At 71.1% G+C, this 13,504-nt stretch carries 13 protein-coding genes and 1 tRNA gene; 4 read left to right on the top strand and 10 right to left on the bottom strand.

The features are described from left to right. Positions 1-98: 98 nt before the first annotated feature. The 3 genes from trpA to AC3A57_RS08820 form a co-directional block, all read right to left on the bottom strand. On the bottom strand, positions 99-902 hold the full coding sequence (gene trpA / locus AC3A57_RS08830; RefSeq protein ID WP_487578573.1) for a tryptophan synthase subunit alpha: 804 nt from the start codon (positions 900-902) through the stop codon (positions 99-101). A gap of 121 nt (positions 903-1,023) precedes the next feature. Continuing rightward, positions 1,024-2,238, bottom strand: a complete 1,215-nt coding sequence (trpB, locus tag AC3A57_RS08825; protein ID WP_487578572.1) for a tryptophan synthase subunit beta — start codon at positions 2,236-2,238, stop codon at positions 1,024-1,026. Positions 2,239-2,510: 272 nt separating this feature from the next. Then, positions 2,511-2,924 carry a hypothetical protein gene (locus AC3A57_RS08820; RefSeq protein ID WP_487578571.1) on the bottom strand — a complete coding sequence of 138 codons (414 nt, stop codon included), beginning with the start codon at positions 2,922-2,924 and terminating at the stop codon, positions 2,511-2,513. A gap of 172 nt (positions 2,925-3,096) precedes the next feature. Here AC3A57_RS08820 and AC3A57_RS08815 point away from each other — a divergent pair, with 172 nt between their 5' ends. The 3 genes from AC3A57_RS08815 to arsC all read left to right on the top strand — a co-directional run bounded on the left by AC3A57_RS08815 (position 3,097) and on the right by arsC (position 4,639). Then, entirely contained in the window at positions 3,097-3,951 is an 855-nt protein-coding gene (locus AC3A57_RS08815) for a tetratricopeptide repeat protein (protein WP_221672973.1), read from the top strand. A gap of 145 nt (positions 3,952-4,096) precedes the next feature. Beyond that, positions 4,097-4,171, top strand: a tRNA-Val gene (locus AC3A57_RS08810). A 102-nt stretch (positions 4,172-4,273) separates the two neighbouring features. Further along, on the top strand, positions 4,274-4,639 hold the full coding sequence (gene arsC / locus AC3A57_RS08805) for an arsenate reductase (glutaredoxin) (protein WP_487578570.1): 366 nt from the start codon (positions 4,274-4,276) through the stop codon (positions 4,637-4,639). A 225-nt stretch (positions 4,640-4,864) separates the two neighbouring features. On the opposite strand, the gene AC3A57_RS08800 is transcribed toward arsC, so the two are convergent. The 3 genes from AC3A57_RS08800 to AC3A57_RS08790 all read right to left on the bottom strand — a co-directional run bounded on the left by AC3A57_RS08800 (position 4,865) and on the right by AC3A57_RS08790 (position 9,004). Beyond that, positions 4,865-6,487, bottom strand: a complete 1,623-nt coding sequence (locus AC3A57_RS08800) for an FMN-binding glutamate synthase family protein (protein WP_487578835.1) — start codon at positions 6,485-6,487, stop codon at positions 4,865-4,867. An 80-nt stretch (positions 6,488-6,567) separates the two neighbouring features. After that, positions 6,568-7,857, bottom strand: a complete 1,290-nt coding sequence (locus tag AC3A57_RS08795) for a nucleotide sugar dehydrogenase (RefSeq protein ID WP_487578569.1) — start codon at positions 7,855-7,857, stop codon at positions 6,568-6,570. A gap of 49 nt (positions 7,858-7,906) precedes the next feature. Then, on the bottom strand, positions 7,907-9,004 hold the full coding sequence (locus AC3A57_RS08790; protein ID WP_487578568.1) for a diguanylate cyclase: 1,098 nt from the start codon (positions 9,002-9,004) through the stop codon (positions 7,907-7,909). A 345-nt stretch (positions 9,005-9,349) separates the two neighbouring features. Between AC3A57_RS08790 and AC3A57_RS08785 the strand changes: the two genes are divergently transcribed. Next, positions 9,350-9,697, top strand: a complete 348-nt coding sequence (locus AC3A57_RS08785; RefSeq protein WP_487578567.1) for a hypothetical protein — start codon at positions 9,350-9,352, stop codon at positions 9,695-9,697. 108 nt (positions 9,698-9,805) lie between these two features. Here AC3A57_RS08785 and AC3A57_RS08780 read toward each other — a convergent pair whose 3' ends face one another. The 4 genes from AC3A57_RS08780 to AC3A57_RS08765 form a co-directional block, all read right to left on the bottom strand. Further along, positions 9,806-10,507 (bottom strand): SDR family oxidoreductase, encoded by a 702-nt coding sequence (locus AC3A57_RS08780; RefSeq protein ID WP_487578566.1) that lies wholly within the window; start codon positions 10,505-10,507, stop codon positions 9,806-9,808. After that, positions 10,507-11,061, bottom strand: coding sequence for a hypothetical protein (locus AC3A57_RS08775; protein ID WP_487578565.1), 555 nt, complete (start codon positions 11,059-11,061; stop codon positions 10,507-10,509). Before AC3A57_RS08775 ends, AC3A57_RS08780 begins: the two co-directional genes overlap by 1 nt. A gap of 179 nt (positions 11,062-11,240) precedes the next feature. Continuing rightward, positions 11,241-12,224 (bottom strand): NAD-dependent epimerase/dehydratase family protein, encoded by a 984-nt coding sequence (locus AC3A57_RS08770; protein WP_487578564.1) that lies wholly within the window; start codon positions 12,222-12,224, stop codon positions 11,241-11,243. 66 nt (positions 12,225-12,290) lie between these two features. After that, the gene (locus AC3A57_RS08765) at positions 12,291-13,451 is read right to left on the bottom strand and encodes a serine hydrolase domain-containing protein (protein WP_487578563.1); all 1,161 of its coding nucleotides are present in this window, start codon (positions 13,449-13,451) and stop codon (positions 12,291-12,293) included. Positions 13,452-13,504 lie beyond the last annotated feature (53 nt).

Here is a 13,504-nt window from a genome sequence, read left to right as displayed (position 1 = left end):
CCACGGGTGAAGTGCCGGCGGGCAACGGGGCGGCAGGCGCCACCGCGCATCGGCGGATGAGTTTAGCGCAGCGGGCGCCGACGCCCGCCGCCGGCCGTTCAGCCACGCGCGTCCAGGGCCTGGCGCAGCGGGGCGAGGAAGTCCGCTGCGGTGCGCGCGGCGGCCTCGTCGCCGGCCTCGGCCAGGGCCGCGACCAGGGCGCTGCCGACCACCACGCCGGCGGCCTCGCGCGCCATCGCCGCGGCGCTGGCCGCGTCCTTGATCCCGAACCCGGCCACCACCGGGACCCGGCTGCGGGCGCGGATCTCGTGCAGGCGGTCGTTGGCGGCGCCGGCGTCGAGCCGGTCGGCGCCGGTGACCCCGGCGAAGCTGACGTAGTACAGATAGCCCTGGGCGCCTTCGCACAGCAAGGCCAGGCGCTGGTCGGTGGTGGTCGGAGAGGCCAGCAGGATCAAGGCCAGGCCGGTGTCGGCGAAGGCGCCGCGCAGTTCGGCGGCCTCTTCCGGCGGCAGGTCGACCAACAGCACGCCGTCGACCCCGGCCGCGACCGCGTCGGCAGCGAAGCGCGCCGCGCCGCGGATCTCGATCGGGTTGAGATACCCCATCAGCACCACCGGCGTATCGGCGTCGTCGCGGCGGAACTCGCGCACCGCCTGCAACACCCAGCCGAGCCCGGCGCCGCGCGCGATCGCGCGTTCGGAGCTGCGCTGGATCACCGGCCCGTCGGCCATCGGATCGGAGAACGGCACGCCCAACTCGAGCACGTCGGCGCCGGCGCCGACCAGCGCGTGCATGACCGGCACGGTCGCTTCCAGCGAAGGGTCGCCGGCGGTCAGGAACGGGATCAGCGCCTTGCGGCCGGCGGCGTGCAGTTGGTGGAACTTGGCGTCGATTCGGTTCATGGGAGGGCTGTGGTGAGAAGTGAGGAGTGAGAAGTGAGCGGTTCAAAAGCGGCGTGGAGGATCGCGGGGCGGCAAGGCGGTGCTTCGCTCGCTCCTCACTCCTCCACGCTCGTTCCTCGCTTCAAAAATGCAGCCCCTCGCGCCCGGCGATGGTATGCACGTCCTTGTCGCCGCGCCCGGACAGATTGCACAGCACCACCTGGTCCTTGGGCATCGAGCGCGCCAGCTTGATCGCCTGGGCGATGGCGTGGCTGGACTCCAGCGCGGCGAGGATGCCCTCGGTACGGGCCAGGGTGCGGAACGCGGCCAGCGCGTCTTCGTCGGTGACTCCGACGTACTCGGCGCGGCCGGCGTCCTTGAGGAAGGCGTGCTCGGGACCGACGCCCGGGTAGTCCAGGCCGGCGGAGACCGAGTGGGTCTCGATGATCTGGCCGTCGTCGTCGCACAGCACGTAGGTGCGGTTGCCATGCAGCACGCCGGGGCGGCCGGCGGCCAGCGAGGCGGCGTGGCGGCCGCTGTCGATGCCGTCGCCGGCCGCTTCGGCGCCGACGATCCGCACCGAGCGGTCGTTGAGAAAAGCGTGGAACAGGCCGATCGCGTTGCTGCCGCCGCCGACGCAGGCGGTGATCGCATCCGGCAGGCGGCCGTACTCGGCCAGCATCTGCGCCCGCGCCTCGCGCCCGACCACGGCGTTGAAGTCGCGCACCATGCGCGGATACGGGTCGGGACCGGCGACGGTGCCGATGATGTAGAAGGTGTCGCGCACGTTGGTGACCCAGTCGCGCATCGCTTCGTTGAGCGCGTCCTTGAGGGTCTGCGAGCCGCTGGTCACCGGCACCACGGTCGCGCCTAGCAGCTTCATCCGGTAGACGTTGATCTTCTGCCGCTCGATGTCGGTCGCGCCCATGTAGACCACGCACTCCAGGCCCAGGCGCGCGGCCACGGTGGCGCTGGCGACGCCGTGCTGGCCGGCGCCGGTCTCGGCGATGATCCGGGTCTTGCCCATCCGGCTGGCGAGCAGCGCCTGGCCGATGGTGTTGTTGATCTTGTGCGCGCCGGTGTGGTTCAGGTCTTCGCGCTTGAGCAGGATCTGCGCGCCGCCGACTTCGTCGCTGAGCCGCTGGGCGTGGTAGATCGGGCTGGGCCGGCCGACGTAATGGGCCAGGTCGCGCTCGAACTCGGCGATGAAGGCCGGGTCGACCCGCGCCGCGTCGTAGGCCGCCGCCAGTTCCTCCAGCGGCGCGATCAGGGTCTCGGCGACGAAGCGCCCGCCGAAGCGGCCGAAGTGACCGGACGCGTCCGGGTAAGCGTGGAAATCGATCGGTTCTGCGGACATCGGCTCGGCGCGCTGAGTGGGCAACGTGGGACGCCGCCGGAAGCGGCGACGGGAACCGTGGAGTTTAGGCCATCGCGGGCCCGACCGTACGCGTTGCCGGCCGATGGAATGGGACCGGGGTCGCGGCGCCGTGGCAGGCGGCGTCCAGGACGCTGGAATCGCCCGACTGCCGCCCGACCGGGCCCAGCCCCCGCCCCGATCCGGCAAACGCGCCGGACCGCAGTGCGGCAACGAAAAGGGCGCCGCAGCGCCCTTTGGTCAACGATCCCGGATCAGGCGCGGCGGGTCCGCCGCAACGCCGGCTTGCGCGCTCCGCGCCGAGCCTGCGCCGGCTTGGCCGCCTTGCGCGGCTTGCGCGCGCCGCGGCGCGGCTTGTTGCTGCCCTTGAGGCCGAGCTTGTCCAGCACCGGCGCCAGCCGGGCTTCGACTTCGGCGCTGAACTTCACCACCGTCGGCTCGACCTGGCCGCGCACGTTCTCGATCCCGCCGCGCACGTTGTCGCGTGCATCGGCGACCAGGCCCTGGGCGCGACGCTGCAGCGAACCGATCCGGTCCAGCGCGCGCGCGCCGCCCGCCAGCGCTTCGCGGCGCGCGACCACGACCAGTCCGAGGCCGGCCAGCCAGACGTGGCGCAGCGTGGGGTTTGGGCTCTTCGCCGCCGTCTTGTTGCGCTTCACAGCTGCCATGGTTCGCTCCGCACGACCGCCCGGGACCGGGGGTTTCACCGCGCCACTGTGGGCCGTCGCCATCGAGCATTCACACTAGCCGCGACCGCTGCCGCAAGCCCGCGGCCGCCCTCTTGCCAGCGCACGGCCGCGGCGGGATGCTGCCCACCCGACCTGTCGACAAGGACCGCAGATGGCCGCTAAATCCGCTTGGGCCGCTTTTCCCCACGATGCCAAGGCCTACGCCTATGCCGGCGACGCTCTCAAGAAAGCCTGGCCCAAGCTGCATGCCGGCGACACCGAGCCCTACCCCGACGCCAAGCGCGCCGCCGCCCTGATCGACGCCGCCGGCAAGGCCGCGCCCAAGGGCCTGGATGCGGCCGCGCTGGCCGACGCCTTGCAGGAGGCCTGGCGCGCCTTCCACCGCGGCGACTTCAAGGCGGCCTTCGACGCCGGCCAGGCGTTGGGCCCGATCGGCGCCACGGTCGCGGTCAAGGCGCTCGGCATCCACGCCACCTACTTGGTCGAGGACGAAGACGAGCAACTGCAACGCTACGAGCAGGCGGCCAAGATCGCCGAGGCCGCGGTCAAGGCGCTGCCGGACGAAGCCAACAGCCACTATCGCCACGCTTTCGCCCTGGGCCGTTACAGTCAGGGGCTGAGCATCGCCAAGGCGCTCAAGGCCGGCATCGCCGGCAAGGTGCGCAACGCCCTCGACGCCACCCTGGAACTCGCGCCCAAGCACGCCGAAGCGCATACCGCGATGGCGCTGTACCACGCCGAAATCATCGACAAGATCGGCGGCATGATCGGCGGCCTGACCTACGGCGCCAAAGCCGCCGATGCCGAGAAACACATCAAGACCGCGCTCAAGCTGACCCCGGACTCGCCGATCGCGCATATCGAACACGGCAACGTGCTGCTGCTCCTGCACGGCGACAAGCAGGAAGCCGCGGCCGCGGCCGCGTACGAGAAAGCCGCCAAGCTCAAGCCGCTGGACGCGATGGAAGCCTTGGACGCGGCCTTCGCCAAGGAGCAGTTGGAGTAATCTCGCGGCGGCCGCGAGGGACATGAAGCGATCGGGCAGAACGCGACTGCCGCCGGACGCGCCTGCCTCGCCCCGCGGAAAAATTTTCCGCCGAGGCTTGTCAGCCCGAAAAAGCCCGATTACACTTTGCGGCCCGATAAGACTCGGGCGGTTAGCTCAGCGGTAGAGCATCGCCTTCACACGGCGAGGGTCGCAGGTTCGAACCCTGCACCGCCCACCAGTTCCACGAAAAGCCGGCGCAAGCCGGCTTTTTTCGTTTCCGGCGCCGCGCCGGCGCGGCCCTCGCCTCCGCTCTCGCCCCGTCCCGACCAGGACCCGCCCCATGACCGACCCCCACCTCGCCCCCACCCGCCTCTACCACAATCCGCGCTGCTCCAAGTCGCGCGGCGCCCTGGAACTGCTGCGCGAGCGCGGCCTGGAGCCGGCGTTGGTGGCCTACCTGGACTCGCCGCCCGACGCCGCGCAATTGCGCGCCCTGCTCGGGTTGCTGGGCCTGTCGGCGCGCGAACTGCTGCGCAGCGGCGAAGACGAATACCGCGAACTGAACCTGGCCGATCCGGGCCTCGACGACGCCGCGCTGATCGCGGCGATGGTCGCGCACCCGCGCCTGATCGAACGCCCGATCTTCGTCCACGCCGGCCGGGCCGTGATCGGCCGCCCGCCGGAGCGGGTGCTGGAGTTGTTGTAAGCGGCCGCAAGCCGCCGCGGATCGACCAGTCCGCACCGGGGCCGCCTGCAGGGGCGGCGCCCTGCGGGGAGTTCCCCCGCGCCCAAGCCGCGACCGCAGAGGCGGCGGAGCATCGCGCAGCCAGACGAAACAGCGCGACCGCCCAGGCTTCGGCAATGGCGCTGGCGCACACCGCTGCGGTTGTCGCGGCTGACGCCGCTCCTACAGAAAGCCGGCGCGCGTGGGCTACAACGACTTGCTCTCGCGCATCGCCAGCACCCGCGCCGGCGCGGCGAACGAATCGCTGCGCGCTGCGCTCCAGAACGCCTGGAACACCGCATGCGCCGGCACCTTGCCGATCAGGTCGCCCGGAGCGAGGAAGTTGTACAAGGCCCCCAGCGAACGCACCTCGGTCGGCGAGACCCGGCGCAGGATGTGTTCGGGCCCGATTTCGCCCGGATGGCGCAGGCCCGCCGCGCACAGCAGGTCGCGCAGCGCCTTGAGCGTGTTCTCGTGGAAATGGAACACGCGGCTGGCCTTGTCCGGCACGTCGAGCTTGCGCCAGCGGCTCGGATCCTGGGTCGCCACCCCGGTCGGGCAGCGGTCGGTGTGGCAGCTCTGCGCCTGGATGCAGCCCAGCGCGAACATGTAGCCGCGCGCGGCGTTGCACCAGTCCGCGCCCATCGCCAGGGTGCGGGCGAGGTCGAAGGCGCTGACGATGCGGCCGGCGGCGCCGATCCGGATCTTGTCGCGCAACTCCAGCCCGACCAGGGTGTTGTGGACCAGCATCAGCGCCTCGTGCATCGGCACGCCGACGTGGTCGATGAACTCCGCCGGCGCCGCGCCGGTGCCGCCCTCGGCGCCGTCGACGACGATGAAGTCCGGCAACAGGCCCGATTCGTGCATCGCCTTGGCGATGCCGAACCACTCCCAGGGATGGCCGATGGCGAGCTTGAACCCGGTCGGCTTGCCGCCGGACAGCTCGCGCAGGCGGGCGACGAAGCGCAGCAGGCCCAGCGGCGAATCGAACGCCGAATGCGCGGCCGGCGACACGCAGTCCTGGCCCATCGGCACGCCGCGGGTGGCCGAGATCTCGGCGCTGACCTTGGCCGCCGGCAGGACTCCCCCATGGCCGGGCTTGGCGCCCTGCGACAGCTTGATCTCGATCATCTTGACCTGCGGATCGCCGGCGTTGGCGGCGAAGCGCTGCTCGTCGAACAGGCCGCGCTCGTCGCGGCAGCCGAAATAGCCCGAGCCGATCTCCCACACCAGGTCGCCGCCGTTCTCGCGGTGATACGGCGAAATCGAGCCCTCGCCGGTGTCGTGGTAGAAGCCGCCGAGCCTGGCGCCCTTGTTGAGCGCGCGGATCGCGTTGGCCGAGAGCGAGCCGAAGCTCATCGCCGAGATGTTGAACACGCTGGCCGAGTACGGCTGGGCGGCGTGCTCGCCGATCGTCACCCGGAAGTCGTGCGGCACGTGCGCGGTCGGCGCCAGCGAATGGTTGATCCATTCGTAGTCCTGGCTGTAGACGTCCTGCTGGCTGCCGAACGGACGCACGTCGTTGACCGACTTGGCGCGCTGGTAGACCAGGGCGCGCTGCTGGCGCGAGAACGGCACCTCGGCGGTGTCGGCCTCGATGAAGTACTGGCGCATCTCCGGGCCGATCGATTCCAGGCCGTAGCGGAAATGGGCCAGCACCGGATAGTTGCGGCGCAGGGTGCTGCGGGTCTGCAGCAGGTCGGCGGTGCCCAGCGCGGCGATCGCGCCGAACGCGGCCACGCCCCACCACCAGTCCGGATGGTGCAGCCAGACCAGCGACAACGAGATCACCGTCAACAGCAGGCTGGCGGCGTAGGCGGCATAACGCATGGCGATCGGTCGGTTCACGAATTGGCGCCGAGCATAACCGGCCGCGGGTGCAGGCACCGTGCCCGCGGCCGCCGCGCCGGCTACAGCCGCGCGTCGACCTGGTCGCGCGGATACAGGCTCTTGATGTCATACAGCAGGGCGCCGGGCTTGCCGAACGCGCGCGCGCCGGCGGCGCCGAGGGTGCGGAACTGCTCGTGCGCGACCGCGACGATCACCGCGTCGTAGCTGCCGGCCTGCGGCGCCTCGACCATCTCCAGGCCGTATTCGCGCCGCGCCTCTTCGGCGTGAGCCCAGGGGTCGTGGATCTCGACCCGAGCCTGGTACTCGCCGAACTCGCGCGCCAGGTCGACCACCCGGGTGTTGCGCAGGTCGGCGCAGTTTTCCTTGAAGGTCAGACCGAGGATCAGGATCCGCGAACCGGCCACGGCGATGCCGCGCTGGATCATCCGCTTGATCACCTCGGCCGCGACGTGCCCGCCCATGGCGTCGTTGATGCGCCGGCAGGCGAGCAGGATGTCGGGGTAGTAGCCCGCGCTCTGCGCCTTCTGGATCAGGTAGTAAGGGTCCACGCCGATGCAGTGGCCGCCGACCAGGCCGGGACGGAACGGCAGGAAGTTCCACTTGCTGCCCGCCGCTTCCAGCACCTCGGTGGTGTCGATGCCCAGGCGCTGGAAGATCAGCGCGAACTCGTTGATCAGGGCGATGTTGGCGTCGCGCTGGGTGTTCTCGATGACCTTGGCCGCCTCGGCCACGCGCAGGCTGGAGGCCTTGTGGGTGCCGGCGGGAATGATGCTGCGGTACAGCGCGTCGACCCGCTCGGCGGTGGCCGCATCGGAGCCGGAGGTGACCTTGGGAATGTCGACCAGCCGGCGCTGGCGATCGCCGGGGTTGATCCGCTCCGGGCTGTAGCCGACGAAGAAATCCCGGTTCAAGCGCAGGCCGCTGGCGCTTTCCAGTTCGGGAATGCAGATCTCCTCGGTCGCGCCCGGGTAGACGGTGGACTCGTAGATCACCGTGTCGCCGGCCTTGAGCAGCGCGCCGAGCGCGCGGCTGGCCTGGATCAGCGGGCTGAAGTCCGGACGCTTGTGCTCGTCGATCGGGGTCGGAACGGTGATCACGTAGGTGTCGCGATCGGCCAGGTCCTGCAAGCGGGCGCTGAAGCGCAGGCGGGTCGCGGCGGCGATCTCGCCGGCCTCGTTCTCGCGGTGCAGGTCCTCGCCCAGGCTGAGCTGGGCGACCCGCACCGGGTTGATGTCGTAGCCGACGGTGTCGTAGCGCTTGCCGAATTCCAACGCCAACGGCAGGCCGACGTAGCCCAGGCCGATGACGCCGATGCGCGTTTGCGCGAGGTTGCCGCCCTGCTCCGCCATGCCCTGCCCCGATCTTCGAGTCTGCGCCGGGTGTTCCGGACGGTGGATTCTAGTGAGCCGGTTTCGTTGCTGGCAAACCCCGCTCCGCCTCGGCGTCGGCGCACACCACCTGGTTGCGGCCGCGCTGCTTGGCCTGGTACAGCGCCGCGTCGGCGTGGCGCATCCACATCGCCGCGCTGACCGTGCGCAGCCCGGTCGAGGCCAGGCCGATGCTGACCGTGCAGCGCAGCGCCGGCGCGTCGTCGAAACGCGCGTCCTCGATCGCCTTGCGGATGCGCTCGGCGATCGAGCGCGCCGGCTCCGGGTCGGTGTTCATCAGCACCAGGGCGAATTCGTCGCCGCCGATCCGGCTGGCGGTGTCGGTCAGGCGCACCACGCCGTGCAGGATGCCGGCGACCCGGCGCAGCACCGCGTCGCCGATCTGATGGCCGTGGAAGTCGTTGATGTCCTTGAAATGGTCGACGTCGATCAGGATCAGGCTGGCGTGGCGGGACGAGCGCGCGCAATGGGTCATCGCCGCGGTCGCCGAATCGTCCCAGTGCAGGCGGTTCTGCAGCCCGGTCAGGGGATCGGTGCGGCTGAGCTGGTCGAGCTGCTTGTTCTGCCGCACCACCTTGCGCGCCAGGCCGTAGGCGGCGCTGCTGATCGCCATCGGGTAGACCACCATGAACGGCAGGCAAGCCAGGACCACGGTCATCGAACTGTAGGGCGAGAACGGAAAGCCGATCAGAGTCCATACCGCCGCGCCGGTGATCAGCATCGCCAGCGCGGTGCGGACCAGGAAACGCCAGCCGCCGACGCCGATCTTGTCGGCCGACAGCATCACCGCGAGCAGGGCGCTGGGCACCAGGTTGAACTGCATCACCGCGATCCACAGCCCGCCCAGCGCCGAGTCGATCGCCAGGTTGCGGTACTCGGCGTACTCGGGGTCGCGGCTGCGCGACGCCAGTACATAGGCCAGCGTGGGCCACAGATAGCCGTTGGCGAACAGCAGCGCCCACACCCCGATCGCGGCGCGCTGCTCGTACAACACCCCGGCCACGGCGAAGAACCCGAAGCCCAGCCCCAGCGAGCGCATCGCATAGATGCGGCGGACGAAACGCAGATGCTCGGCGGTGCGTCCCGATTCGCGGGAACTGTCGGTCATTCCGCTCACGCCCCCTCGCTCGTGGATGATCGCGCCGAACCGGTAGTGCCTGCCCCGTCCGAGCATACCTCGCTTGGCGGTCCGGCGAGCACACTGCCCCGGCCCGGCCGGAGCCTGCGCCGGCGCGGTCCCGGGCCGGTCCGGGCGCGGGTCCCGACCCGCGGATCGGACCGGACCGGCGCCCGTGGCGGCGCGCGCCGGCACGTGACCGCGGTCGCGCAGCGGAGCGGATGCCGATCGCAGAGATGAACGTTTAGCTCGATTGAATCCCCGTCTACACGTGCATCTAACAGCGCGTTCGGGCACCATCTGCGCGACAGGGGGTTCCTCCACGGAGCCTGAGCGATGACGACCACCCTACGCGGCCGCCACAGCCCGAACACGCCCGGGCTCAGCTATTGGGCCAGCCATTACCGACACGCGGACTTCTACCGCGACGGCATGCGTTTCAGCGATTACGCGCCGGCGTTCTACGTCGGCATATCGGTGCATCTGGAACATCCGGATCGCGACTTCGACGATCCGACCCTGGAATTGCGCCAGCGCTATCAGCGCATCCGCCTAGGTTCGGCGCTCAATTGGGAGCAGGCCGAACGCGCCGCGCGCTCGGCCTGGCAGCGCGCGCGCAACACCGCCGAAGCCGCGCAGGCGCGCATCGCCCGGCACATGGCCGAACTGGCCGCCCAGCCCTGAGCCCGGGCTGCGGCGCGCGCATCCCGGCACGCCCGGACAGAGCGCGCGGCGGCGATGCCGCCGCGTTCGGAGCCGGGCCTGGGCCTGGCGGGCTTCGGACTCAGGCCGTCACAACCGGAAGCGACCGCCGTCGACGCGCAGGATCTCGCCGGTGCAATAGGCCGCATCGCTCAGGTACATCACCGCCGCGACCACGTCCTCGGGCGAGCCGATCCGCCCGAGCACCGTGCGCGCGGCGATCGCGTCTTCCTGCTCGGCGCGCTCGGCCGGATCGCGCACGGACGGCAGCACCGTGCCCGGCGCGACCGCATTGACCCGGGTCGGCGCCAGTTCGCTCGCCAGCGCGCGCACCAGCCCGGCGCCGGCGGCGCGGCTGACCTGGTAGGCCGCATGCCCGGGAAAGGACCGGTCCAGGTAGGTGTCCAGCAGCATCACCACCGAGTTCAGCGGGCGGCGCCGTTGCAAGGCCAGCGCCAGTTCCCACGGCGCCAGCAGGTTGACCTGCAGATGGCGCTGCATGCGCGCGCGCTCCTCGTCCAGCCCGGCCGCGTCGAGCGCGTTCCAGTCCTGGCCGCGCTCGAACATCGACGCGCTGAGCACCAGGTCGGTGACCTGCGCCTCGGGCAGGGCCGGCAGCGCCTGGTTCAAGTCCCAGCTCCAGCCGCTCACCGGACCCGAATACGGCGCCGGCTCGGCGTCGGCCTCGCGGCGGTGCGCGATCACGCGGTCGCCGCGCGCCAGGCAGGCTTCGGCGATGGCGCGGCCGATCCGGCGCGAGGCGCCGGTAATCAAGGTGACGCGCTGCGACATCAACCGGCCTCCGCTGCGAAATCGACCCAAAGATCCTTGCTGTGCAGGCAACGTTCGACGAAGGCCGCGCCGGCCAGGGCATAGAACCCTTCGGCGTTGCGCTCCGGCACGAAGCCGCGCTGCGCGGCGACCGCGTCCAGCGCCTGTTTCAACGCCGGCAGCGGCAGCTGGTGCAGGCCGTGGAACAGATACGGCCGACCCGGATCGTAGCGCGGCTGCCATTGCACGTCCGTGTCGATGCGCCCGACCAGATCGATGTCCAGCGGCACCGGCAAGGCCCGGAGCGGATCGCGGCGGCGGCCGAACTCGCTTTCGATCTGCTTGAAGCCCCGCTCCAGCGCCTCGACGCTGTCGGCCGCGGCGGTCTGCAGCGCCAGCATCAGGTTCACCGTCACCCCGCCGCGGTAATCGCGATGGCGGTCGGCGAACAGGTCCGAGCACGCGCGCAGGCTGTTCGGGCCGGCCTGCGCGCGCAGTCGCGCGGCGGCGCCGATCAGGGTCTCGACCCGGGCGCCGTCGCAGGCGCCCAGGCAGATCAGCGCGATCGCGCTCATGCCCATCCCGCCGGCGGCGCGCCGCGGCGCGGGAAGTTCGAACCCGGAATCGTCTGGTAGCGGTGGTTCAATGCGGCGCCTCGTCGGTGAGCGGCGACGGCACGCCCGGCGCCGTCGTCATCGGGACTCATTCTAGCCAGCGCCGGGCGGACGCCCCAGCCGCCCGCTCCAGCCGCCGCTCAAGCCACCGGATAGGGCATGTCCTCGAAGCGCTGCGCGTGATAGCCCTTGACCCCGACCTCGCGCGCCAGTTCGCTGCGGAAATCGCGGCCCTCGCGCAGGCAGTCCAGCACATGGCCGAAATCGTAGCGCGGCCGCCAGTCCAGATCGCGGCGCGCACGCGCGTTGTCGTAGACACGGTCGAGCTCGGGAAACAAGCGCCAGCCTTGGGCCGCGTACAGCTCGCGACAGTGCGGGTAGTGGCGCTCGACCGCGGCCGCGGCGTCGCGGCGCAGCTCGGCCCGCTCGGTGCGCGCGAAGGGGGTGGTGGCCGAGACGATGTAGCGGCCGAAGCCCAGCGCCGGCGCGCGCTCGATCGCGCACAGATGAGCCTGGACCACGTCCTCGATGTCGGCGCGCCGGTGCAGCAACTCGTTGGCCTGCGCATTGGCCGGGCTGTAGACGCTGCGCACCGCCGCATCGTCGTCGTCCTCGGGGAAGAAGCGCGAGGTGCGCAGCACCAGCGCCGGCAGGCGATGCTTGCGGTGGAACAGCTCGCACAGGCCCTCGGCGGCGATCTTGGTGGTGCCGTAGATGTTCTTCGGCACCGGCGCCACGTCCTCGTCGATCCACGCCGCCGGCTCGCCCGGCGCCGGGCTCAGCGCCGCGCCGAAGGCGCTGGTGGTGCTGGTGAACACGAACGCTTCGACCCGTTCGGCCAGCGCCGCCTCGAGCAGGGCCAGGGTGCCGGCGACGTTGGTGTCGACGAACTGGCGGTAGCTGTGGGTGGCCACGTGCGGCTTGTGCAGGGTCGCGGCGTGGATCACCTGGCGCACTCCGCGCATCGCCGCGGCGACGAAGTCGGGATCGGCGATCGAACCGACCGCATCGGTATAGGCCGAAGGCTTGATGTCCACGCCGCGGACGTCGCGCCCCTGAACGCGCAAACGGCGCATCAGGCCTTCGCCGAGGTGGCCGGCGCTGCCGGTAACGAGAATCGACATCGGTGCTCGCTCCTGGCCGGGGCCGGGCGCGGACGCGCACGCGGCGAACCGGCAAAGAAGCCGACACTAGCAAGCCCGATCGCCCGCCGCCAGGCGCGGCGCGGCGTTTCGGCCCGGCCCGGCGCTGGGCTGCGCATCGGGCTGCGGGGCCGCGCCGGCGGCGCGGATCATAAGCCGGTGCAGGTGCTGATGGTGGCTGCGCCAGCCGTCGCCGTCGAACAGCACGAACCACCCCAGCTGCAGGCGGCTGCGGCCGGTGTCGTTGCGCGAGACCAGCGCCAGCCGACGGCGCGGATCGACGATCAGGAACTGCCCGCCCCAACCGTCCGCCCAGACCGTGTCCGCATCCCGGTCGACCCACCACAAATAGCCGTAGGCGTCGAAGGGATCGCGGTCGGCCACCGGCGAACAGGCGCGCGTGCTGCGCTCGACCCAGGCCTGCGGCACCACCTGCACCCCGCGCCAACGGCCGCGGTCGGCGTAGAGCATGCCGAACCGGGCCAGATCGGCGGCCGAGAGGAAGATCACGAACTGGCGGTGCTCGGTATAGCCGGGCTGCTCGTAGATCACGTGCGCGGCGCGGAATCCGGTCATGCCGGTGGGCCGGGCGATCCAGCGTTCGAAGGCTTCGCCGATGCTCAGTCCGGTGCGGCGTTCGAAGATGGTGCCGAGCACGTTGAAGTCCCAATTGTTGTAATAGAAGAACTCGCCCGGCCGGTGCGCGCCGCGGCGCGGCCGCGAGTCCTTCATGCCGCGGGCTTCGCCGGCGGCCTGGATGTAGATGCCCGAACGCGACATCAGCAGGTCGCGCACCGTGGCGCGCTTCTCCTGCGCGGTCAGCGGCACGACCCGGTCGTCGATGCCCAGCTCCGCCAGGCTCTGGTCCAGGCGCAGATAGCCCTTGTCGATGGCGATGCCGTACAGCGCACTGAGCAGGCTCTTGCGCACCGAATGGGTGTTGATCGGCAGGTCGGCATCGCCCCAGCGCGCCAGCTCGCTCCCCTGATGCACGGCGACGAATGCGTCGAAGCGGGTCTGCGCAGGCAGGTAGGCATAGGCTTCGCGCAGCGCGGCGGGATCGGCCGGCGCGCGCCGCGGCAACGGCCCCGCGCCGGCGCTGGAAATCGCCGGCGCGATCGCCGGGATCGCGGCATAGATCAGGGCGGTGCCGGCAACGCCGGCGAACAGGGCCAGGAGCGGACGCAGCTTGCGGGCCGGGATGCGCATGGGCGGGTTCCGATGGCGGAGGTGGGCGCAGTCTGGGCGTCGCCGCCGCGACG

The organism is Lysobacter sp. Soil_C_15, assembly GCF_057657315.1.
The sequence above is the reverse complement of the archived record's forward strand: the minus strand, read 5'-3'. Positions and strand labels throughout refer to the sequence as shown.

Coding starts and splice junctions, on each gene's coding strand:
- trpB (WP_487578572.1), bottom strand. CDS start 2,238: ATGTCCGCAGAACCGATCGATTTCCACGCTTACCCGGACGCGTCCGGT.
- AC3A57_RS08785 (WP_487578567.1), top strand. CDS start 9,350: ATGACGACCACCCTACGCGGCCGCCACAGCCCGAACACGCCCGGGCTC.
- AC3A57_RS08765 (WP_487578563.1), bottom strand. CDS start 13,451: ATGCGCATCCCGGCCCGCAAGCTGCGTCCGCTCCTGGCCCTGTTCGCC.
- AC3A57_RS08770 (WP_487578564.1), bottom strand. CDS start 12,224: ATGTCGATTCTCGTTACCGGCAGCGCCGGCCACCTCGGCGAAGGCCTG.
- AC3A57_RS08775 (WP_487578565.1), bottom strand. CDS start 11,061: ATGAGCGCGATCGCGCTGATCTGCCTGGGCGCCTGCGACGGCGCCCGG.
- AC3A57_RS08790 (WP_487578568.1), bottom strand. CDS start 9,004: ATGACCGACAGTTCCCGCGAATCGGGACGCACCGCCGAGCATCTGCGT.
- AC3A57_RS08815 (WP_221672973.1), top strand. CDS start 3,097: ATGGCCGCTAAATCCGCTTGGGCCGCTTTTCCCCACGATGCCAAGGCC.
- AC3A57_RS08800 (WP_487578835.1), bottom strand. CDS start 6,487: ATGCGTTATGCCGCCTACGCCGCCAGCCTGCTGTTGACGGTGATCTCG.
- AC3A57_RS08820 (WP_487578571.1), bottom strand. CDS start 2,924: ATGGCAGCTGTGAAGCGCAACAAGACGGCGGCGAAGAGCCCAAACCCC.
- trpA (WP_487578573.1), bottom strand. CDS start 902: ATGAACCGAATCGACGCCAAGTTCCACCAACTGCACGCCGCCGGCCGC.
- arsC (WP_487578570.1), top strand. CDS start 4,274: ATGACCGACCCCCACCTCGCCCCCACCCGCCTCTACCACAATCCGCGC.
- AC3A57_RS08795 (WP_487578569.1), bottom strand. CDS start 7,857: ATGGCGGAGCAGGGCGGCAACCTCGCGCAAACGCGCATCGGCGTCATC.
- AC3A57_RS08780 (WP_487578566.1), bottom strand. CDS start 10,507: ATGTCGCAGCGCGTCACCTTGATTACCGGCGCCTCGCGCCGGATCGGC.